The organism is Bacillus sp. 5mfcol3.1 (genome assembly GCF_900114335.1).
GTDB classification, from domain to species: Bacteria; Bacillota; Bacilli; order Bacillales; family Bacillaceae_G; genus Bacillus_A; species Bacillus_A thuringiensis_S.
This window is the reverse complement of the sequence record NZ_FOST01000004.1, coordinates 134,060-155,337: the sequence shown is the minus strand read 5'-3', so window position 1 is coordinate 155,337 and position 21,278 is coordinate 134,060. Positions and strand designations below refer to the sequence as shown.

Here is a 21,278-nt window from a genome sequence, read left to right as displayed (position 1 = left end):
AGATGATATTGTTGTTTTTATTTTTAGATGTATAGATGACAAGACTAAAATATATCATTTACTATACCCTTTTTATGTAGAAAGAGAACTCATCACACGCGGAAAGAAGTGAGGAGGATACAGTACATCAAAATTTTATAATATAAGAAAGCGAATACATAGGAAGAAATGCGGTAGCAATTGATATAGGTGCGCGAAGTGTTAGCCTATTCATTACATGTTTTTATAAAAATAATAGGATTTCTTATTAAATGAATATATAGGGTAGTTTCTTTAAATAAAGGAACAGGGGACACAGATTATGTCGAAGAAAAAGACGAGTAGGATATTAGTAGCTGGTGCTTGTTTAGTTACGTTATTAACGCCATATGGACTTGAAGTACCTAAGGTGTATGCAGAGATGACGATGGAAGATAAGGAGAAAGAGCAAGAAGAGCGAGTGTATCAATTGCTGCCAAAAGGTAATGTAGAAGAGATGCGTGAGTTGCATCAGCGTCGAATGAGTTTTTCTCCTTATGAACCAACGGGCATTTATGTAAAGCCGGGTGAAGAAGTAGTTATTCAAGTAGAAGGGACTCAACAGATTAAAGCTTATATTGGTACATATTCTTATGAAAAAGAAGAACCTAAACAATTCAATTTAAATCCTGGTGAGAATAAAATTTCTTCTTCAAATGGGGGACTATTATACTTTTATAATTATCACAACACAGGAGAAGTAGTCGCTAAAGTGAAAAAAGGTGGTACAACAAATCCTTTATTTATTTTAGGAAAGCATACGACAAAAGATTGGAAACGTATGTTGGCAGAGAATCCTGATCCATATGCAATAGAAATGAAGGGAGAAAATAGTTTATTAACTATGCATCCTGAGACTGTAGCGGAGCATTTAAAACAAGAAGATCCAGCTGCGTTATTAAAGAAACACGATGAAATAATTAATATAGAACATAAGATATCAGGTTTATCAAAAGGTGGTGTGGGTGTTGCGAATCAAGGTAAACATTCCATTCATTTTGTTGAAGACTGGTATACGGACAATTATATGTATGCGACTTATTATCGAACAGCTTATAGTAAAGGGAATTTAGGGCCAGTACTAAATCTAGAAGAGTTAACTAATGATGGATGGGGGCCTTGGCATGAAGTGGGACATCAACATCAACAGAATACTTGGTTATGGGATGGACTTGGAGAAGTAACCGTTAATATTTATTCTTTGGCAGTTCAAACTACATTCGGGCATAAAACAAGGTTAGAGCAAGAGGGGCGCTATGAAGGTGCATTTGCTTATTTAGGTAAACCAGATGCACAAGAAAAGATGGATGTATTTGAGAAATTAGTTATGTTTTGGCAGTTACATTTAGCTTATGGGGAACAATTCTATCCGAATTTACATCAAATGTATCGTTTGTTACATGACACAGAACTGCCTAAATCTGATGAAGAGAAAAAGCAGATGTTTATTTATATGACGTCAAAAGTGGCAGGACAAAATTTAATTCCTTTCTTTGATAAATGGGGATTATTTGCAAATGATGCTACGAGAGAAAAGATTGAAAAATTAAATTTACCAAAATTAGAAAAAGAAATATGGTTATCTACAGATAGCAATCCAATTCGTGAAAAACAAACTGAGTTATATGAAGTTCCATATGGCGAGCCAAATAATGAAAAAATACAAAATGTAGTAATCGGTACTACACATGATGAGAAAAAAGCAAAGGAACTTGTACAGAATTTAGGAGAAGGTGTAAAGACAACAGGTGTGATTATGCAAGATAAGCCTGAAGTTGGAGAAAAAAATGTAAAAGTAGAAATTGTAGATGGAAAAGGAAATAAGAATTTCATTCCAGTTGTAGTGAATGTTGGATATGGGGATAGCCTACTTGTATATGGATTGAAATATACCGGGGAGGGAGACTTGAAGTCAACCGTAACTCTACACCATGGTACAAAAAAATTTAGTGCAACAGATACAAAAAATTTAATTCACGATTATTTTCAAGATGAGAAGTATTTTGAATTTACACTGTACGATAAAGAGGGAAAAAAGAAGAAAAATATAGCGGTAAAAGGGTTGGAGAATACAGAAGCTTTTGCTAAGGAAATAAACGGACTAGCGTTTGAATATGGAGATGTGGTGAAAGTGTATCATGCTGAATCTTCACGCTTACACTGGTACAAAAAAGGTGTATATGCGGGAGAAGGAAAGAATAAAGAGATAAAGGAACTAGTCTTCAAAATTACTGAAAACGGCTTTGAAAGAATGGAAGCTAAGCAAGAAGTAACAACTGTACCGCAAAAAGTAGTAATCGGAACAAACGCTGATAAATTAGATGCAAAAAACTTTGTTCAAGTAAAAGACGGAGAAGTAATTGGATTTGTAGAAAAACCGAATACAACAAAAATTGGTGAACAAAAAGTAAAAGTAGAAACGAAGGATCGCTTTGGAAATAAGAAAGTGACGGAAGTTTCATTAGAAGTAACATATGGAGATAGTATAGTATATCAAGGTGTAGCTAATGTAACACGTTCAATCGTTACGTTAAATCATGAAGAAAAGAAATTACATGCGACATTTACCGATGATGAAATACATTATCGCTTTGTAAATGAGCAGTATATAGGCCTTACGATTTATGATAAAAATGGAAATGAGAAAAAGCATGTAACGGCAGAAGGACAAGAGACTTCAAAGAATTTTGCTGGGCAATTAAATGGAACGGCATTTGAGTATGGAGATGTGTTGAAAGTATATCATGCGGAACCGAGTCGTTTGAATTGGTACAAAAAGAATGAGTTAGTTAAAAAAGAGGATGCGATGAAGGGGCAAGAAATATCCTTTAAGATTACTCAAAATGGATTAGAGCAAGTGCAATAATAAGAAAAAGCTCGTAAAACATAATGTTTTACGAGCTTTTTTTATTATTCAGCTTCAGAAACTACTGTGAAGCGTTCGTTTACGTGTTTTGGGTTTTCGATTTCATCAAGTGCTGCAACTGCGAAGTCTTCGTAACTTACGTAGCTATCACCTTTTGAGTTAACAAGAAGATTGTCTTTGCCAGCTTTGTAAGAACCAGTGCGTTTTCCTAATGCGAATAGTGCAGAAGGGCTGATGAATGTCCAAGTGATATCATTTGTTTGTTGCAAGATTTCTAAGTTTTTACCTTGGTTTTGAGCTGTTGCAAGGTATTCGCCCGGGAAACCTGGTGTATCAAATACACGTGTTGTTTTTTCTTCGTCTACAAATAAGCTTCCTGCTCCGCCAACTACAAGTAATTTTGTGTTTGGTGCACCTTTCACAGCTTCAATAAGTACGTTTCCTGCATCTACGTGAAGGTGTTCTTCGCCTGCTGGAGCACCGAATGCATTTACAACTACGTCAAATGCCTGCAAGTCGTTAGATGTAAGAGAGAATACATCTTTCTCTAAAACTTTTACATTGTCTTCTGTAATTTTTGCAGCGTTTCTTACGATTGCAGTTACTTCATGTCCGCGATCCAATGCTTCTTTTAAAATACGACTTCCTGCTTTACCAGTTGCTCCGATAATTCCGATTTTCATAATAAATCCCTCCAAAGTGTTTTGTTAAAGTGTATATCTGAAAGTAAATGAATTTGTTGTAATTAGGTTTGTTACAACCTGTTGTAATCATTATAGTTACAGGTTGGTATTTTTGTCAATAGGGTTGTTTGTGAATTTATTTTTTGTTTTAGTATGCACAGTTAGAGGGAGGGTAGTCAGTCATAAAGATATTGTTACTGTGAACCTGGCTAATATTTGGAAATTGCAAATTGTCGAAAAATGTTGATTTTTGAATGTTTTTTAAATATAATTCGTTTTATGGAGAAAAGGAGGGGGTTAATTGTATGAATATTTTAGAGCAATTTATTTCATCAACGAATACAATTCTTTGGTCATATATTCTTATTGCAATGTTAATTGGTTTAGGGCTTTATTTTTCTATTAAATTAAAATTCGTACAACTTACTCATTTAGGGGAAATGATTCGTTTAATGAGTGATGGACTAACTGGCAAGACACGTAAAAAGGGCAGCGTATCATCGTTCCAAGCATTTTGTATGAGTTCTGCAGCTCGTATTGGTATCGGGAACTTAGCTGGTGTAGCGTTAGCTATTTCTATGGGAGGACCTGGAGCTGTATTTTGGATGTGGGTTATTGCGATTATCGGTGCGTCTTCAAGTTTCGTAGAAAGTACGCTTGCGCAAATTTATAAAATAAAAGATGGCAGTGGCTTCCGCGGTGGTCCTGCTTATTATATGGAAAAAGGTTTAAATAAACGTTGGATGGGGATTTGGTTCTCTATTCTGATTACAATTAGTTACGGTTTAATTTTCAACTCAGTACAAGCAAATACAGTAACATTAGCGTTTGAAAATGCATTTGGCTTAGAGCGTTATATTGTTGGTATTGTATTAGCTGCATTAGTTGGGGTTATTATTTTTGGTGGTGTAAAAAGTATTGCACGTATGTCGGAAATGATTGTTCCGCCAATGGCGCTTATTTATATTGCAGTAGCTATTTTTGTTGTCATTAAAAACTTCTATTTAATACCAGATGTGTTTACGGAAATCTTTAAAGGTGCATTCGGTTTAGATTCAGCTGTAGGTGGCGGTATCGGTGCTGCGATGAAATATGGTATTCAGCGCGGATTATTTGCGAACGAAGCAGGTATGGGTAGTGCGCCGAACGCGGCAGCAACAGCTGATGTAACGCATCCAGCGAAACAAGGTTTTATTCAAACAATTGGAGTATTAGTAGATACATTCTTAGTATGTACATCAACAGCGTTTATCGTACTATGTTCTGGTGCATATAAAGCAACAAATTTAGAAGGTATTGAATTAACACAAAATGCATTAAGTTCACAAATTGGCCCATGGGCGAGCAGTTTCTTAGCGATTATTATTTTCTTATTTGCATTTAGTTCACTTCTAGGAAACTACTATTATGGTGAAACAAATATTGAATTTATTAAGCAAAGCAAAACGTGGTTAACAATTTACCGTATTGCGGTAGTTGGAATGGTATTATTCGGTTCTGTTGCGACGCTTCAAGTTGTATGGAATATGGCAGACTTATTTATGGGTCTAATGGTAATCACGAACTTAATTGCAATTACACTTCTTGGCCGATTTGCGTATGCAGCATTAGCAGACTATGTAAGGCAAAAGAAACAAGGGAAAGATCCAGTCTTCAGTGCAGATTCTATTCCTGGTTTAACGAATACAGAGTGTTGGGATAAGTCAGCGGTAACAGATAAAGAAAAAGCAGTGTAATTGAAAAGGTGAGCATCGAGGCAAATTCGATGCTCGCCTTTTTTGTTGTAGTAAATAATGAAAAGGGTGAGGGGTAATTATTAATATAACTTTTTTTGTTTGTTTCTCTCGTTATTATGGGGAACGTACTGCTTTAAAAGTATGACTGGTCGAAGAGGATAAGTGATTGAGTATTGGATAAATGCATGTAATAGCTATATTTTTATGAAAAAAAACACGTATGTTAAGATAATTAACATACTCATGTCATAAAACCTTACATAAAGTTCTTGATTACTTAAAGTTTTTAGAATATAATTTTCTTATTGTTAGGAAGAGGGGGCAATACAAATATGGATTTTTTAGCTAGGGTAATTGGGGATGTAAATAATATCCTTTGGTCATATGTCATTATTGCGATGTTAATTGGGTTAGGGCTCTATTTTTCATTTCGTGTGAAATTTGTCCAAGTTCGTTACTTCGGTGAAATGATTCGTTTGCTTGGGGATGGAGCAAGCTCGAAAACGAGGAAAGCGCAAAAAGAGAAGAGCGGCGTATCATCATTCCAAGCGTTTTGTATGAGTACAGCTTCTCGTGTAGGTACTGGTAACTTAGCTGGTGTAGCTATTGCGATCTCAGCAGGTGGTCCAGGAGCAGTATTTTGGATGTGGTTAATTGCGGTAATTGGGGGTGCTTCTGCATTTGTAGAGAGCACATTAGCGCAAATTTATAAAGTAAAAGATGGGAATGCATTCCGTGGGGGCCCAGCGTATTATATGGAAAAGGGTTTAAAGAAACGCTGGTTAGGTGTTGTGTTCTCTGTTCTAATAACAGTAAGTTTCGGATTGATTTTTAACGCTGTACAGTCTAATACTGTAGCAGCTGCTTTTGATGGTGCATTTAAAACAGATAGCAGATTGGTAGGTCTTGTTATGGCTGGTTTACTTGCAGTTATTATTTTCGGTGGGGTAAAACGAATTGCTCGCGCGGTTGAAATGATTGTTCCAGTAATGGCAATTATTTATGTAGCAGTGGCATTATTCGTTGTTGTAACAAACATTACGGCAATTCCATATGTATTTAAAGAAATTTTCTTACATGCTTTCGGAATTAAAGAAGTAGTAGGCGGAGGATTAGGAGCTGCGATTTTATTAGGGGTAAAACGTGGGTTATTCTCAAATGAAGCAGGTATGGGTAGTGCGCCGAACGCAGCAGCGACTGCAAACGTAACGCACCCAGTTAAACAAGGTTTCATTCAAACTTTAGGGGTATTTACTGATACATTATTAATTTGTAGTTGTACAGCATTTATTATTCTTTTATCAGATGTGCATAATGCAGCTGATTTAAATGGAATTCAATTAACGCAGCAGGCGTTAAGTCAACATATCGGTCCATGGGCTTCTATATTTGTGGCAGTTGCGATCTTCTTGTTTGCATTTAGTTCATTAGTAGGTAACTACTACTATGGTGAAACAAATATTGAGTTCTTAAATGGAAGTAAAGTGTTATTAAATGCATACCGCATTGCTGTACTTGGTATGGTTATGCTAGGATCTGTAGCGACAATTCAAATCGTTTGGGATTTAGCAGATTTATTTATGGGAATTATGGCTGTTATTAACTTAGTAGCAATTGTATTCCTTTCTAAGTACGCTTTCGCAGCGTTATCAGATTATATTAAGCAAAAGAAACAAGGGAAAGATCCAGTCTTTTATGCGGAGTCTATTCCAGGTTTGAACAATACAGAGTGTTGGGATAAGCCAGCGGTAGCTGATAAAGAAAAAGCAGTATAATGAGGTGAGCATCAAGTGAAACTTGATGCTCATTTTTTGTTGGTTCAGCTATTTGTGTGAAGTGAAAATCCTGCTCATTAAAGTTTCGCTTTATAATGAAAAAGACGAACATTAATGAATGTTTCATAATAAAATGTATTTTTTTAAGAAAAGTGCGGATATGAGTTGTGATTTGTGTTAGAATGGAAAATGCCTTTGAAATAAGAGGTTTTATGATCTTTCCTATCCGATTGAAGGTTTTGGAGGAGAAATGGAAAGTTCGGATTATTTCTTGTTTCGAATGGTCAGACGTTCAACGTTAATGAAGAGTTAAATGGAGGATTTTATTAATGAAGTTTGTTATGTTCCTTGTAGGATTACTCGTTGTATTTGTACTCGGTTTTCTTATAAGTGCCGATCGAAAGAAGATTAAGTATAAACCAATCGCAATTATGCTTATTATTCAGCTAGTATTATCTTATTTCTTATTAAATACACAAGTTGGTTATATTTTAGTAAAAGGAATTTCAGATGGATTTGGCGCACTTCTTGGATATGCGGAAGCTGGAATCGTTTTCGTATTTGGTGGTCTGGTTAATAAAGGAGAGGTTTCATTCTTCTTAACAGCGCTATTACCAATCGTATTCTTTGCGGTTTTAATCGGAATTCTGCAACACTTTAAAATTTTACCGATATTTATTCGTGCTATTGGTACGTTGTTAAGTAAAGTAAATGGTCTAGGAAAACTAGAATCATATAATGCAGTAGCAGCTGCCATTGTTGGACAAGCAGAAGTATTTATTACAGTAAAAGATCAATTAAGTAAAATCCCAAAACATCGTTTATATACATTATGTGCATCTTCAATGTCGACAGTGTCGATGTCAATCGTTGGTTCTTATATGAAAATGATCGAACCGAAATATGTAGTAACAGCACTTGTATTAAATTTATTTAGTGGTTTCATTATCATTCATATTATTAACCCGTACGATATTACAGAAGAAGAAGATACACTGAAATTAGAAAATAAGAAAAAACAATCATTCTTTGAAATGCTGAGCGAGTACATTATGCTTGGTTTCACGATTGCGATTACAGTAGCAGCTATGTTACTCGGTTTCGTAGCATTAATTACAGCAATCAATAGCTTGTTTGATACAATGTTCGGTATTACATTCCAAGCTATTTTAGGATATATTTTCTCACCATTAGCATTCGTAATGGGCATCCCGCAAGCAGAAATGGTAACAGCGGGACAAATTATGGCAACAAAATTAGTATCAAACGAGTTTGTTGCGATGCTTGACCTTGGAAAAGTAGCTGGTGATTTATCGGCTCGTACGGTTGGTATTCTTTCTGTATTCCTTGTATCATTTGCGAACTTCTCATCTATCGGAATTATCGCAGGTGCAACGAAAGGTATCGATGAAAATCAATCAAATGTTGTATCATCATTCGGTTTACGCCTTGTGTACGGTGCGACGTTAGTAAGTATTCTATCAGCGATTATCGTTGGTGTTATGTTATAAAGTAAAACTTTAATTAGTGGGGGGAGCTTTATCCCCCGCTGATTATTAGTTGAACCAATCGGGCTTTTATGGGCAATTAATCACCCATCTAACTTCTTTGTTTTCGCTGAATGTTGAGATGGGGGTCTTACTGCCCGTTAAAGCGGGGTAAAAAAGGGTAGCTCTAGCTCATAGCTGGGGCTATTTTTTTTATGGTAAATTTGCATGAAAAAACCAATTAATTAGGAATATATTAACATATAAAAATCTTTTAAAATTTATATTGCATTTCACCTAGATAACGCTTACAATTTGATTTGTAGGTGGTATCAATTTCAGACTTTCAAGTATGGTAGGAGAGAAGAAGCTACCTTTTATAAATTGCAATTTATGTAAACGCTTACTGATTTTAGATGACAGTTGAATAGTTTTAGGGGTTTAAAATTTTTTTAACAATAATGGTCAGACGTCATTCGTTATACGTTATACGACCAATAATTCGTGGGAGAAGTGGGGGATTCACATATGAAAATAGTAATGTTTCTAGTCGGTTTACTTGTAGTGTTTGTACTAGGTTTCCTTATCAGTTCAGATCGTAAGAAGATTAAATATAAACCAATTGCACTTATGCTTGTTATTCAATTGGTACTTGCGTATTTCTTACTAAATACAAAGGTCGGATTTGTATTAGTAAAAGGGATCGCAGATGGATTTGGTTCTATTTTAAAATTTGCGGAAGCTGGGGTTAATTTCGTATTTGGTGGTCTAGCAAACGATGGACAAGCACCATTCTTCTTAACAGTATTATTACCGATTATTTTCTTAGCAGTATTAATCGGGATCCTGCAACATATTAAAGTTTTACCGATTATCATTCGTGCAGTCGGTTTCCTATTAAGTAAAGTTAACGGTTTAGGAAAACTAGAATCATATAATGCGGTAGCAGCTGCAATCGTTGGTCAAGGGGAAGTATTCATTACAGTAAAAGATCAACTAAGCAAATTACCGAAAAATCGTTTATACACACTTTGTGCATCTTCAATGTCTACAGTATCGATGTCAATTGTCGGTTCTTATATGAAAATGATTGATCCAAAATATGTAGTAACAGCACTTGTATTAAACTTATTTAGTGGATTCATTATTGTTCATATTATTAATCCATATGAAGTAAAAGAAGAAGACGATATTTTAGAATTACAAGAAGACAAGAAACAAACATTCTTTGAAATGTTAGGCGAATATATTATGCTTGGTTTCTCAATCGCTGTAACAGTAGCGGCGATGTTAATCGGTTTCGTGGCATTAATTACAGCAATTAATGGTGTATTCGATTCAATTTTCGGAATCACATTCCAAAGCATTTTAGGATATATCTTCTCACCATTAGCATTCGTGATGGGTATTCCAACATCAGAGATGTTACAAGCAGGACAAATTATGGCAACAAAATTAGTAACGAACGAATTCGTTGCAATGCTTGACCTTGGAAAAGTAGCTGGCGATTTATCAGCTCGTACAGTAGGTATTTTATCTATCTTCCTTGTATCATTTGCGAACTTCTCATCTATCGGAATTATCGCAGGTGCAACGAAGAGTATCGATGGCAAACAAGCAAACGTTGTATCATCATTCGGTTTAAAACTTGTATACGGTGCAACGTTAGTAAGTATATTATCAGCGATTATCGTTGGGGTTATGCTTTAATAAATTAAGAAAAGCAATGAGCGTAGGCTCATTGCTTTTTTTGTTTAACTTGCTTTATCCAAGTCTCTTTTAAAACGTGGTTTCTCTAAATAAGTTCCCAGTCTCCAGACATATTCCACTGGCCCCATTCGGTATTTCTGGAGCCAATAGGTGCTAACGAATAATTGAATCGTATAAATTCCGATGGTTAAAAGAATACCGAAGAAATAGCCGATTTTCCCGTATAAGCCAAATCCATATGCGTAAAAAATGGTTGTTGCGATAATAGATTGCGCTAAGTAATTACTAACGGACATTTTCCCCATGTTCGCCATGTATGTTAGTAGACGGGTTGCTTTTTTGTAATGGAATAATAAAATGATTGTGCTTCCGTAAAAGAAGGTCATAGTTACTGGTGTAAGGCCATCTTGTAACATAATTAAAACCGGGTGTTTTATGAACATAGCTAAGATTTTAATTGTAAAAGAGAAGAGACCGGTGGCAAACCATATTTTTTTGACAGCAGGTATATGTTTACTGACCTCAAATAGCCAGCCTTTTTTCCCTACATACATTCCGAGTAGGAACAGTGGAGACATAAAAATTATTGCGAAAACTGATATAAAAAATAATCCGAATGCACCGTCAATTCCCATGTAATCAAAAGGATTTTCAGTCAATCTAAAGTTGACGTGATCCATATAGCTTCCAGTTTGATGGACTTTATGTTCTTTTTCAGTATAAGGTGCGAAATCATTTATATTTGTAGATGGATCAGTTTGATAAGACATAAGTGTAGTAAGTGCGAGTAGAATAATCGCCCAAATAAGCAAAGTTTTCGGTTTTCGATTGATGAATATCATTAAAAAAATCCCGATTATTCCGTATGCAAATAAAATATCTCCCTCCCAAACAAAAGTGCCATGAATGTAGCCGAGTAGTAAAAGAATGATAATACGTCTTATGTATGTGGGGAAGAATTTTTTTCCTTTTGCGATAATACTTTTTTGTAACAAAATAATGCTAAGCCCAAATAGAAAAGAAAATAGGGATATAAAGTTATGTGTGCCGAAAAATTGAATAAACCAATTAGCGCCTTTATCAAGATCGCCAAATAGATAAGTTGGTTTTTCACTGGTGAAGAACCCAAATTGAATTAATGTCATATTGACTAGTAAAATGCCAAACAAAGCGAAACCACGAATTGCATCAACAGCTTCTACACGTTGATTCATTTTTCCTCTCCTCGTATATTCGTTTTTATATTGAAAATAATACCATTTTATATCTGACACTATGTCAAATATGAGGAAATTTAAGGTGATTTTAAGATAGAGAGCAAACAAAAAAATCACCTTAATACATGTATTAAGGTGATTGAAATATTACTCAGCTGGAGGCGTAAATGTACGTTTCTCTAATTCAGCATCTAGCATAAACAGTGCGTTTGAATCGCTTGTAATACGTTTTAGTTTTTGGATGATGCTATCGAATGAAGCTTCTTCTTCGACTTGTTCGTCAACGAACCATTTTAAGAATGTAATTGTTGCATGTTCACGCTCATCCCAAGCGATATCAGATAAGTTGTAAATACGTTTCGTTACTTCACGCTCGTGCTCAAGTGCGACTTCAAAAGCGTTTAATACAGATTCGTATTCGTTATTCGGATTATCAAATCCAGTAATAATAGCGCGCTCTCCGCGGTCATTAATATAGTTGTAAAGCTTCATTGCGTGGAAACGTTCTTCTTCAGCTTGTACAAGGAAAAAGTTAGCGAATCCATCATAGCTCTCAGCTGTACAGTAAGCAGCCATTGCCATATAAGCATGGGCAGAGTAAAATTCAAAGTTCATTTGTTCATTTAATGCGTCGTGCAATTTTTTTGATAACATAAAATCCCCCTTAGTATTGTGACAAGAATATTATACCATAATTGATAATATTCTCATTTAGATGCTTCGAACCTTTTCGAAAGCTTTGTGACGTGTGCGTCCATAATGTCTTGTAAGTCTAAATCATATTTTTGCGAAAGAATAATAAGGTTAGATAGTACATCGCCAAGTTCTTCTTTTAGTTCTTGTTTTAGCTCTTCTTCTGTTTTCGCATCTTCATCAGGGCGATCGCGGCCGATTTCAATAGCACGAACGACTCGTGAAACTTCCCCAACTTCCTCGGTTAAGAAATTTAAGCGAATAAAGGCATTATACTGTGACCAGCTTCGTTTTTCGTAAAATTCCTCAACCCATCTTTGGAATGCAACGATATCCATTTCTTCCTCATCTCCTCAATATGTTGTACAATGTCAATTGTATCATAACAATATATAGTTTCGGGGTGTAGGAATGAGAAAGATTTGTGTGTTTGCAGGTTCTAATTTAGGGGAGAGACCAGAATTCAAAGAGCAGGCAATTCAGTTAGGTAAAATGTTTGTTGAGAACGAGTATGAGCTCGTATACGGTGGTTCATGCGTTGGATTAATGGGAGAAGTAGCAAACGAAGTTCTTCGTTTAGGTGGACGTGTAACAGGTGTTATGCCACGCGGTCTATTCCGAGGAGAAATTGTGCATACAGGATTAACAGAATTAATTGAAGTAGAGACGATGCATGAACGTAAAGCGAAAATGGCAGAGCTTGCAGATGCTTTTATTGCGCTTCCAGGCGGATACGGAACGTTTGAAGAACTATTTGAAGTTGTATGTTGGTCACAAATTGGTATACATAATAAGCCGGTTGGTTTATTAAACATAAAAGGTTTTTACGGACCAATTCTGCAAATGGTTGAACGTGCAGCAGAAGAAGGATTTATGAATCCATCAAATAAAGAATTGATCGTTTCAGCTGAGACGGCAGATAAACTAATTCATGCAATCCAAAATTATGAGCGTCCTGTTTTGGGAACGAAGTGGAAGCAACTATCATAGCAAATACGGAAACACATGTCGTTTTAATTTAAGATGGCATGTGTTTTTAATTTGGTTAAATATGTTAATTTTAATATATGACGTTTTTGGAAAAGGAGAAATTGATGGAGGAGTTCGTATATTTACGTCCTGTTTTTAAAAGTATTTTAGCAGCGTCTATTCTTGTTATGCTAATCGTTTCAACACAGAAGAAAGAGCTAATTAATGAATTTTCGCTTTGGTTTATTTCGATATTGTGTATCGGTGTTTCGGCGATAACACTCTTTATGATTGGCTTTATTGTTGATGAGTATAATTTGGCTGGAGATCCACAATCGTTTTGTATGTTTATTGCGATTGGTTGTATTAGTGGCCTGAATTTCATTATTTATTACAGAAGGCAATAAAAGAGGCATTCCATATTACTTTGGAATGCCTTTATCATTTTGATTGCTTTGTTTTTTATACAGGTACCAGCCACCCCAGCCGCCACCAATTGCTACGACAACGAGGAAAGCATAGTCTTTAACCTCGACACGTATATTGAAAATATTAGCTATAAGTAAGAGAATCCCAACTGTTATCAACGCAAAAAATGCTCTAATTAAGTAGTCTTTCAACTGAACCACTCCCGTCATTTAAGTAGTAAATGATGAATTTGGAAAAGCTTTTTGGATCTATGATACTAAAGGGTGTTTCCTATATTTTAACATAGATGAGATTGTAATATATTGATAAAAGTAGGGGAGAGGGGCGCTGATATTGTCTTGATTTGTCGGCAAATTGATATCCTTTGTCGAATCGTTGATATATTGCGGGTAATGATCGATATAATGAAAAAATCGTTGATATATTGCGAGTTATGATCGATATATTTGAAAAATCGTTGATATAATTTCGTGTACCGTTAAGTGCGACCATTACATAAAAAAGCGACTCTAAACGAGCCGCTTCCGCTTTTAATGATATCCAGCTCCAGCGGCTAGAACAGTCGGTTGTTTCACTCCTTCATTCGAGGCAAAAAGCGCCTCGTAATCAGGAGTTCCAACACCCTCCTGTTCTAAACGAGCCGCTTCCGCCTTAAAGTCTATTATTGATTCAAGAACGCACGTAGCATCCAAGCGTGTTTTTCTAGTTCTGTGTAGATACCTAGTAGTAGGTCAGATGTCATTTCATCGTCAGAATCTTGAGCGATTTCCATGCCTTTTTTCAGTTCGACTAGCATCATTTCGTAGTCTTTCATGATTGCTTCGACCATCCCTTCTGCAGTTTCTCCGTATGCTGCTTCTTGAATAGAAGATAGTTCTAAGTATTCTTTCATTGTTGCTACTGGTTTGCCGCCAATTGCTAAAATACGTTCTGCAATTTCATCGATGTGAGTAGCTGATTCTGTGTAAAGTTCTTCGAATTTCTCGTGTAATGTGAAGAATTGAGGTCCTTTTACATACCAATGGAAGTTGTGAAGTTTTGTGAATAAAACGCTCCAGTCTGCTACTTGTTTGTTTAATACTTCGATTACTTGTTTGTTCATTATGATCAATCTCCTTTTGAGTTATTATGTGATATCGATTACTAATTTATAATTATTATAATCTAGTAATCTCTATAAATCAACCCTTTTGCTGGGATTAATTTGAACAAATTATGAACTGTTGTAAATAAAAGGCCCTATTACGATGAAGTAATAGGGCCTTTGTTTGAGATATGGCTCTTGTTCTAAACGAGCCGCTTGTGCTTTTAGTGATATCCAGCTCCGGTGACTAGACCAGTCGGTCATTTCGCGCCTTCCTGTGAGGCAAAGAACGCCCCTTCGTCAGGAGCTCCAATGCCCTCCTGTTCTGAGCAAGTCACCTCCGCTTTTAATTAATATCCAGCTCCAGCGGCTAGAATCTCCGGTCATTTCGCTCTCTCGCTCGAAGCAAAAAGCGCTTCAAGGTCGAGAGCTTGAAGTGTCCTGCGATTCTAAACGAGCCGCTTCCGCTTTTATTTGTTAAACAGCCTTTTGTTTTTCTTCTACATCCTGTCCATCCCAGCACTCTGTATTCTTTAAGCCAGGGATAGAGTTTGCAACGAAGACAGGATCTTTGCCTTGTTTCTTTTGCTTCAAATAGTCTACTAATGCAGCGTAAGCAAATTTGCTAAGGAATGAGATGGCAATTAAGTTTGTGAATACCATTAGTCCCATGAATAAATCAGCTAAACTCCAAACTGTTTTAAGAGCAGCGATTGATCCGAAGAATACCATTCCGACAACTGCAACACGATAAATCATTAACCATGTTTTGCTTTCTTTAATGAATGCGATATTTGTTTCACCATAATAGTAGTTTCCTAGAAGTGAACTGAAAGCGAATAGGAAAATAATAATCGCTAAGAAAGTGCTTGCCCACGGTCCAATTTGTGAACTTAATGCGTTTTGTGTTAATTCGATGCCTTCTAAATTTGATCCTTTGTAAAGTCCAGAACATAATACGATAAATGCTGTTGATGTACATACTAAGAATGTATCTACGAAAACGCCTAATGCTTGAACAAGCCCTTGTTTTACAGGGTGAGATACATCAGATGTTGCGGCTGCATTAGGAGAACTACCCATTCCTGCTTCTGTAGCGAATAAACCGCGCTGAATACCGAACTTGATTGCTGCTCCAATACCACCAGCGATGGCTTGGTCTAAACCGAATGCACCGTTAAAGATTTCCATGAAAATGCTTGGTAACATACTGAAGTTGTTAATAACGACAAAAATAGCCACGCCGATATAAACGATTGCCATTGGCGGAACAATCATTTCTGTAATACGTGAAATGCTCTTAATACCACCAAAAATAATAACTGCAACTAATAAGGCTAATAGAGCTCCTACGATCGTTCGCTCTAGTCCAAAAGCATTTTCAAACGCTATTGTTACTGTATTCGCTTGAACTGAATTGAAAATTAATCCGTACGCAACTGTAATAAGAAGTGAAAACCAGACGCCCATCCAGCGTTTGTTTAACCCTTTTTCCATGTAATATGCTGGTCCACCACGGAACCTACTTCCATCTTTTACTTTATAAATTTGCGCAAGTGTACATTCTACGAAACTAGTAGCTGCTCCGATAATCGCGATAAACCACATCCAAAATATTGCGCCAGGTCCACCCATTGAAATTGCTAATGCTACGCCAGCTAAGTTCCCAATACCGATACGTGCTGCTGCACTTAAGCAAAATGCTTGGAATGGGGAGATGCTATCTTTCTTTTTTTCTTTTCGATTAAACCCTTTACTAATTAAGCTGACCATCTCACTGAAATGAGTAATTTGGACAAATTTTAATTTAAAAGAGAAGTAAAGACCGAAGCCGATTAGCATTGCAATAAGAATATATGACCATAAAATATTATTCGTTACCTCAAGGAATCTGCTAAAGATATCAACCATATAATACACTTCCTTTTTTTCGTAATAAGAAAATTATATGCAAAAAATATACGAGAATCAATTTTTCTAAAAAATTATGTTACTTAAATCATTTTTGTGTTATGATTATGTTACATAGTAATATTTTTAGAATTATTTACATTTTAAAAAACTAAATTTAAAGCGGGAAAGTGGGGATAATTTGAAAGAAGATTCTTTATTGAAAGTAAGCCTTGAGAGTTTGAAAATGAGAAGTAATATATTTTTTATCATTACATCTTTAAGTATCTTTTTAGGGTCCACTTATTATTACAATAAAAGATTTCCAAATCACAAATATCCTGAGTGGTTAGAATTTCTAAAGCTGATTGGATGAATAAAAGACAGAAAAACAGAAAATTAAAATAAATAAGTTATGGAGGAGCTAAAAATGAATATTAGAGAAAGTGAACTTCCGGGTATTGGTTATAAGTTTCAAATCGTTACGAAAGGTAATGAAAAGATGGTAATTGTCATTCATGATGATGGTCGTAGAGAAATGTATCATTTTGATTCAGACCATGAAGAAAGCATCTCAAGTATTTCACTACGTGACTCAGAGGCAAGACAAATCGCGGCAATATTAGGTGGAATGGTATATAAGCCTAGGGCGTTAGAAAATGTTGAGATGGTTTTTGAAGGTTTAGCGATTGAGTGGTTCAAAGTGGAGAATACAGCTCCAGCAATCGGAAAAACAATTGGCGATCTTGAAATAAGAAAAACATATAGCGTAACGATAATCGCAGTTATGAAGAAGAACATGAAGAAGCTATTTAATCCAGGACCAGAAACAGTAATTGAAGAAGGAGATATGCTGGTAGTTTCAGGTGAGAGAGAAGAAATTAAAAAAATCATTAATGAATTACTTTCAAATAGGGGGGACTGATTAGATGGATACGTTAATTTTTGAAGTTGGTACAGCTTTAGTTTTAGTGGCAATTGCAGCAGTAATTGCTGGAAAGTTTAAATTCTCAGTAATTCCTTTTCTAATCGTTCTTGGAATGTTAGTAGGACCGCATGCACCGACAATAGGTGTTATCGATCTCAAATTTATTGAAAGTGCAAGTGTAATTTCCTTCCTTGGACGGATTGGGGTTCTATTCCTTCTATTCTATCTAGGATTAGAATTTTCAATGAAAAAACTAATTAAATCTGGACGCTCTATTGCGATTGGTGGAACGATTTATATTTTAATTAACTTTTCACTTGGTTTGTTATACGGATTTATAATGGGATTCCCATTACTAGAAATCTTAATTATTGCGGGTATTATTACGATTTCTTCTAGCGCTATCGTTGCTAAAGTGTTAGTGGACTTAAGAAGAACTGGTAATAATGAAACCGAATTAATTTTAGGAATTATTATGTTTGAAGATATATTCCTTGCTGTATATTTATCAGTTGTTTCTGGTTTAGTACTAGGGGATCACGCTTCCTTCTTAGGTGCCCTTACTTCAATTGGAATTGCTTTAGGATATATGCTTCTATTCTTTATAGTAGCTAGAAAGGCTACGCCGTTATTAAATAAATTGCTCAATATTAGCTCAGATGAAATCTTTATTATTGTAGTATTTGCTTCTTTATTCTTCATTGCTGGTTTTTCAGAAACAATTCACGTTGCAGAAGCAATTGGAGCACTTCTTCTAGGATTAGTTTTCTCTGAGACGGAGCATAGTGACCGAATTGAACATCTTGTTGTTCCATTTAGAGACTTTTTCGGAGCTATTTTCTTCTTCAGCTTCGGGTTAAGTATTGATCCGTTCTCATTAGGCGGAGCGATATGGTTAACATTAGGCGCTGTCCTTCTTACGATAATCGGTAACTTTGTAGCAGGAATGATCGCAGGAAGACAAGCTGGATTATCTCATAAAGCATCAACAAATATCGGATTAACAATCGTTTCAAGAGGAGAGTTCTCCATCATTATGGCTAATATCGGTATCGCCGGTGGTTTAATGTCAGTCTTAAAACCATTCTCAGCACTATACGTGCTTATACTATCCATTTTAGGCCCACTTTTGACAAAAGAGTCGAAGAATGTATATAAATTCTTAAATAAAATCTTTAAGTGGGATACGAAGACTAACTAAATTAAAAAAAATAAAAGTACAAGATATTTCCTGCTTGTACTTTTATTTTTGTAATGAAAACAGTAAAGAGAGGTAAATGATGTTAGGAGAGTTGATTCATTCGGTTTTAGTTTTTTTAGAAGGACTTGGTTATTGGGGAATTATGCTTGGATTAATGCTAGAGGTTATTCCAAGTGAAATCGTATTGTCTTATGCAGGTTATTTAGTATCAACAGGAAGCATTACATTTTGGGGCGCTGTCGCGTTCGGTACAATTGGTGGTGTAATTGCACAACTATTCATTTATTGGATTGGTCGATATGGGGGAAGACCTGTTCTTGAGCGATATGGAAAATATATTTTAATTCAGAAGAAACATATTGATTATGCTGAAGATTGGTTTAATCGTTATGGAACTGGCGTTATCTTTACCGCACGTTTTATTCCGGTTGTGCGTCATGCTATTTCGATACCAGCGGGTATTGCGAAAATGTCACATGCTAAGTTTATTACGCTAACTACATTAGCTGTTATTCCGTGGTCCATTGTGTTTGTATATTTAGGTTTTAAATTAGGAACAGAGTGGGAAAGTATTAATAAAGTTGCGGGGCCATATGTGAAATACTTTGCACTTGCTGCTATTGTTTGTGCAATTGGTTATTTTGTATTAAAAAAAATGATGAAAAAAAAGTGATTACAGAAAAGGAATCTATGTCGACGTAGATTCTTTTTTATTGGCATTTTTTCAAGGATGAAAGAATACGTTTAATATTTACCATATTGTGGCATACATATAGAAAAAGGGTGCTTGGAAAGGGGAATAAAGAGAAATGGAACTCCAGTTTCAAAATGTATATCAACAGGTAGAGAATTGGTATGTGTTGGATTCGGAGCTTCCTTGGGATGTCAAAAAGTTGAGAGAGGATTTGTTTTCTCTTATTGAAGTATGTAAAACGCCCGTTATTTTTTGTGATACGTGTGATGCAAACGATGTGCTTCTATCATTAGGAGAAGAGGAAGAAGAGTTCCTATTCCCAGTAGGTGGTTTTTACCATAAAGAAAAGCAATTAATTTTCGTTTGTATGTGGGAAGAGTATGAGCAAGTTCTCAAAACGCTACTGCATGAATTCCGCCATGCGATGCAGCATAAGAGAGATATATTGTATGTGGGAAGTGAACGGTACGAAGAGCGGTGGATTGAAAAAGATGCGAGGAAGTTCGCGGAGAGGAAATTGGATGAATATAAGAGTAGAAAGTTAATGTAAAGCATAGTGGAGAAATAGCGCTGTGCTTTCTTTGTGCTTATTAAAAATAAGTATTTGACTTTTATAAAGTTTAGTTCTAAACTAATAGTATGAAACGAGCGAGGTGATGAAATGAAAACAGAAGATAGACTAGGGCTACTATTATGGTTTCGTTTATCACGTTTTTATAATAAGAGTATTCGTGAGACGAATCAGCATTTGAAGAAATGGAATGTATCTGCCGCCCAGTTTGATGTGTTAGCTCAAGTTGGAGGACATGATCGTTTAACGCAGCAAGAACTTGGAAATAAGCTATTTGTTACGAAAGGAAATGTAACGCAGCTTTTAAATAAAATGGAGCAGCTTGAGTGGATTTCGCGTGAACAAGAGGGTACTACGAAATATATTTCTTTAACAGAAAAGGGAAGAGCTTTATATGAGGAAATCGTCCCACCTCAAGAAACGTTCCAAGCAGAGAAGTTTCATAATTTAAATATAGAGGAACAAAAGCAATTATTAACACTACTAAAAAAGTTACAGTAAGAAAAAATTTTAAAATAAATCTCGAATTCGAGATAGTATGAGGTGAAGGCTATGTTTAGAAAAGTTGATCATAAAAATATGGGCAGAGCAAATCATGGCTGGTTAAATACACATTTTCATTTTTCTTTTGCTAATTACTATAATCCAAATAACATGAACTTCGGAGCGTTACGTGTTATTAATGATGATTTAGTAGGGGCGCAAACTGGTTTTGATATGCATCCGCACCGTGATATGGAGATTATTTCTTACGTTGTAGATGGTGCTTTAACACATGAAGACAGCATGGGAAATCGCGGAACGATTGAGCGTGGACATGTTCAATATATGAGTGCTGGCACGGGTATATTTCATAGCGAGCATAATTTAGGCGATGAAACGCTGCGTTTATTACAAATTTGGATTTTACCAGACCGTGCGGATCATAAACCAAACTATGGTGAGTTTAAATTTGATTGGAGCAAGCGCGAAAATGAATGGTTTCATATGGTATCTTCAGTAGAAGGAAATGCACCAATTCAAATTCACCAAGATGCGAATTTATACTCCTTATCATTAGAGGCTGGAAAAGAAATTCATTTTCCAGTGAAAGAAGGCCGTCAATTGTACCTTGTACAAATTGAAGGAAGCAGTGTAATCAATGGTGAAAATCTTGTTATGCGTGATGCAGCAGAAGCGGTAGAAGAAGATATTCACATTCAAGCGAAAGAGCAATCACACTATTTAGCAATTGAATTGAAAAAACAATAAAATGCGTAAAAAAAAGAGGACATCCGATAGGATGTCCTCTTTTTTTGATTGGAATTGTCTGAAAAATGTTTCTCAA

20 protein-coding genes are annotated in these 21,278 nt (G+C 35.7%); 13 read left to right on the top strand and 7 right to left on the bottom strand.

Annotated features, from left to right (window positions below; translation table 11 throughout):
• Positions 1 to 301: 301 nt before the first annotated feature.
• Entirely contained in the window at positions 302 to 2,884 is a 2,583-nt protein-coding gene (locus BM089_RS30760) for a M60 family metallopeptidase (RefSeq protein WP_139213314.1), read from the top strand.
• Positions 2,885 to 2,928: 44 nt separating this feature from the next.
• On the opposite strand, the gene BM089_RS21955 is transcribed toward BM089_RS30760, so the two are convergent.
• Positions 2,929 to 3,567: an NAD(P)-dependent oxidoreductase gene (locus BM089_RS21955; protein WP_090978085.1), complete on the bottom strand. Its 639-nt coding sequence runs from the start codon at positions 3,565 to 3,567 to the stop codon at positions 2,929 to 2,931.
• Positions 3,568 to 3,872: 305 nt separating this feature from the next.
• On the opposite strand from BM089_RS21955, the gene BM089_RS21950 reads away from it, so the two are divergent.
• From BM089_RS21950 to BM089_RS21935, 4 genes are all read left to right on the top strand, one after another.
• Positions 3,873 to 5,303 carry an alanine/glycine:cation symporter family protein gene (locus tag BM089_RS21950; RefSeq protein ID WP_016123726.1) on the top strand — a complete coding sequence of 477 codons (1,431 nt, stop codon included), beginning with the start codon at positions 3,873 to 3,875 and terminating at the stop codon, positions 5,301 to 5,303.
• A 332-nt stretch (positions 5,304 to 5,635) separates the two neighbouring features.
• Positions 5,636 to 7,078, top strand: a complete 1,443-nt coding sequence (locus tag BM089_RS21945) for an alanine/glycine:cation symporter family protein (RefSeq protein ID WP_000346409.1) — start codon at positions 5,636 to 5,638, stop codon at positions 7,076 to 7,078.
• Positions 7,079 to 7,407: 329 nt separating this feature from the next.
• Entirely contained in the window at positions 7,408 to 8,589 is a 1,182-nt protein-coding gene (locus BM089_RS21940; protein ID WP_000673847.1) for a NupC/NupG family nucleoside CNT transporter, read from the top strand.
• Between the two features lie 504 nt (positions 8,590 to 9,093).
• Positions 9,094 to 10,275, top strand: a complete 1,182-nt coding sequence (locus BM089_RS21935) for a NupC/NupG family nucleoside CNT transporter (protein ID WP_000706853.1) — start codon at positions 9,094 to 9,096, stop codon at positions 10,273 to 10,275.
• 44 nt (positions 10,276 to 10,319) lie between these two features.
• On the opposite strand, the gene BM089_RS21930 is transcribed toward BM089_RS21935, so the two are convergent.
• The 3 genes from BM089_RS21930 to BM089_RS21920 form a co-directional block, all read right to left on the bottom strand.
• Complete coding sequence (locus tag BM089_RS21930; protein WP_071731072.1) at positions 10,320 to 11,489, bottom strand: DUF418 domain-containing protein; 1,170 nt, start codon at positions 11,487 to 11,489, stop codon at positions 10,320 to 10,322.
• A 150-nt stretch (positions 11,490 to 11,639) separates the two neighbouring features.
• Positions 11,640 to 12,146 carry a ferritin gene (locus tag BM089_RS21925; protein WP_000949403.1) on the bottom strand — a complete coding sequence of 169 codons (507 nt, stop codon included), beginning with the start codon at positions 12,144 to 12,146 and terminating at the stop codon, positions 11,640 to 11,642.
• 53 nt (positions 12,147 to 12,199) lie between these two features.
• The gene (locus BM089_RS21920) at positions 12,200 to 12,523 is read right to left on the bottom strand and encodes a MazG nucleotide pyrophosphohydrolase domain-containing protein (RefSeq protein ID WP_000355746.1); all 324 of its coding nucleotides are present in this window, start codon (positions 12,521 to 12,523) and stop codon (positions 12,200 to 12,202) included.
• Positions 12,524 to 12,611: 88 nt separating this feature from the next.
• Here BM089_RS21920 and BM089_RS21915 point away from each other — a divergent pair, with 88 nt between their 5' ends.
• Complete coding sequence (locus BM089_RS21915; RefSeq protein ID WP_002094193.1) at positions 12,612 to 13,175, top strand: LOG family protein; 564 nt, start codon at positions 12,612 to 12,614, stop codon at positions 13,173 to 13,175.
• A gap of 104 nt (positions 13,176 to 13,279) precedes the next feature.
• Complete coding sequence (locus tag BM089_RS21910) at positions 13,280 to 13,561, top strand: hypothetical protein (protein WP_000390916.1); 282 nt, start codon at positions 13,280 to 13,282, stop codon at positions 13,559 to 13,561.
• A 15-nt stretch (positions 13,562 to 13,576) separates the two neighbouring features.
• Here BM089_RS21910 and BM089_RS21905 read toward each other — a convergent pair whose 3' ends face one another.
• From BM089_RS21905 to BM089_RS21895, 3 genes are all read right to left on the bottom strand, one after another.
• Entirely contained in the window at positions 13,577 to 13,774 is a 198-nt protein-coding gene (locus tag BM089_RS21905) for a hypothetical protein (RefSeq protein WP_000656312.1), read from the bottom strand.
• 470 nt (positions 13,775 to 14,244) lie between these two features.
• A complete protein-coding gene (locus tag BM089_RS21900) occupies positions 14,245 to 14,685 on the bottom strand; it encodes a Dps family protein (RefSeq protein ID WP_001041895.1) in 441 nt (146 codons plus the stop codon).
• 459 nt (positions 14,686 to 15,144) lie between these two features.
• Positions 15,145 to 16,578, bottom strand: coding sequence for an alanine/glycine:cation symporter family protein (locus BM089_RS21895; protein WP_000227591.1), 1,434 nt, complete (start codon positions 16,576 to 16,578; stop codon positions 15,145 to 15,147).
• Between the two features lie 409 nt (positions 16,579 to 16,987).
• On the opposite strand from BM089_RS21895, the gene BM089_RS21885 reads away from it, so the two are divergent.
• The 6 genes from BM089_RS21885 to BM089_RS21860 all read left to right on the top strand — a co-directional run bounded on the left by BM089_RS21885 (position 16,988) and on the right by BM089_RS21860 (position 21,202).
• Positions 16,988 to 17,482 carry a cation:proton antiporter regulatory subunit gene (locus BM089_RS21885; RefSeq protein WP_001026075.1) on the top strand — a complete coding sequence of 165 codons (495 nt, stop codon included), beginning with the start codon at positions 16,988 to 16,990 and terminating at the stop codon, positions 17,480 to 17,482.
• Between the two features lie 4 nt (positions 17,483 to 17,486).
• The gene (locus BM089_RS21880; protein ID WP_000380223.1) at positions 17,487 to 18,686 is read left to right on the top strand and encodes a cation:proton antiporter; all 1,200 of its coding nucleotides are present in this window, start codon (positions 17,487 to 17,489) and stop codon (positions 18,684 to 18,686) included.
• Between the two features lie 79 nt (positions 18,687 to 18,765).
• Positions 18,766 to 19,359, top strand: coding sequence for an undecaprenyl phosphate transporter UptA (locus BM089_RS21875; RefSeq protein ID WP_000900214.1), 594 nt, complete (start codon positions 18,766 to 18,768; stop codon positions 19,357 to 19,359).
• Positions 19,360 to 19,495: 136 nt separating this feature from the next.
• Positions 19,496 to 19,930: a DUF3920 family protein gene (locus BM089_RS21870; RefSeq protein ID WP_000422801.1), complete on the top strand. Its 435-nt coding sequence runs from the start codon at positions 19,496 to 19,498 to the stop codon at positions 19,928 to 19,930.
• Positions 19,931 to 20,041: 111 nt separating this feature from the next.
• Positions 20,042 to 20,452 (top strand): MarR family winged helix-turn-helix transcriptional regulator, encoded by a 411-nt coding sequence (locus BM089_RS21865; protein WP_000845480.1) that lies wholly within the window; start codon positions 20,042 to 20,044, stop codon positions 20,450 to 20,452.
• A gap of 51 nt (positions 20,453 to 20,503) precedes the next feature.
• On the top strand, positions 20,504 to 21,202 hold the full coding sequence (locus BM089_RS21860) for a pirin family protein (protein WP_075719948.1): 699 nt from the start codon (positions 20,504 to 20,506) through the stop codon (positions 21,200 to 21,202).
• The last annotated feature ends 76 nt before the right edge of the window (positions 21,203 to 21,278 follow it).

Excerpts from the sequence above, each read along its gene's own strand:
- BM089_RS30760 (WP_139213314.1), top strand. The coding sequence starts at position 302 with ATGTCGAAGAAAAAGACGAGTAGGATATTAGTAGCTGGTGCTTGTTTA.
- BM089_RS21955 (WP_090978085.1), bottom strand. The coding sequence starts at position 3,567 with ATGAAAATCGGAATTATCGGAGCAACTGGTAAAGCAGGAAGTCGTATT.
- BM089_RS21950 (WP_016123726.1), top strand. The coding sequence starts at position 3,873 with ATGAATATTTTAGAGCAATTTATTTCATCAACGAATACAATTCTTTGG.
- BM089_RS21945 (WP_000346409.1), top strand. The coding sequence starts at position 5,636 with ATGGATTTTTTAGCTAGGGTAATTGGGGATGTAAATAATATCCTTTGG.
- BM089_RS21940 (WP_000673847.1), top strand. The coding sequence starts at position 7,408 with ATGAAGTTTGTTATGTTCCTTGTAGGATTACTCGTTGTATTTGTACTC.
- BM089_RS21935 (WP_000706853.1), top strand. The coding sequence starts at position 9,094 with ATGAAAATAGTAATGTTTCTAGTCGGTTTACTTGTAGTGTTTGTACTA.
- BM089_RS21930 (WP_071731072.1), bottom strand. The coding sequence starts at position 11,489 with ATGAATCAACGTGTAGAAGCTGTTGATGCAATTCGTGGTTTCGCTTTG.
- BM089_RS21925 (WP_000949403.1), bottom strand. The coding sequence starts at position 12,146 with ATGTTATCAAAAAAATTGCACGACGCATTAAATGAACAAATGAACTTT.
- BM089_RS21920 (WP_000355746.1), bottom strand. The coding sequence starts at position 12,523 with ATGGATATCGTTGCATTCCAAAGATGGGTTGAGGAATTTTACGAAAAA.
- BM089_RS21910 (WP_000390916.1), top strand. The coding sequence starts at position 13,280 with ATGGAGGAGTTCGTATATTTACGTCCTGTTTTTAAAAGTATTTTAGCA.
- BM089_RS21900 (WP_001041895.1), bottom strand. The coding sequence starts at position 14,685 with ATGAACAAACAAGTAATCGAAGTATTAAACAAACAAGTAGCAGACTGG.
- BM089_RS21895 (WP_000227591.1), bottom strand. The coding sequence starts at position 16,578 with ATGGTTGATATCTTTAGCAGATTCCTTGAGGTAACGAATAATATTTTA.
- BM089_RS21885 (WP_001026075.1), top strand. The coding sequence starts at position 16,988 with ATGAATATTAGAGAAAGTGAACTTCCGGGTATTGGTTATAAGTTTCAA.
- BM089_RS21880 (WP_000380223.1), top strand. The coding sequence starts at position 17,487 with ATGGATACGTTAATTTTTGAAGTTGGTACAGCTTTAGTTTTAGTGGCA.
- BM089_RS21875 (WP_000900214.1), top strand. The coding sequence starts at position 18,766 with ATGTTAGGAGAGTTGATTCATTCGGTTTTAGTTTTTTTAGAAGGACTT.
- BM089_RS21870 (WP_000422801.1), top strand. The coding sequence starts at position 19,496 with ATGGAACTCCAGTTTCAAAATGTATATCAACAGGTAGAGAATTGGTAT.
- BM089_RS21865 (WP_000845480.1), top strand. The coding sequence starts at position 20,042 with ATGAAAACAGAAGATAGACTAGGGCTACTATTATGGTTTCGTTTATCA.
- BM089_RS21860 (WP_075719948.1), top strand. The coding sequence starts at position 20,504 with ATGTTTAGAAAAGTTGATCATAAAAATATGGGCAGAGCAAATCATGGC.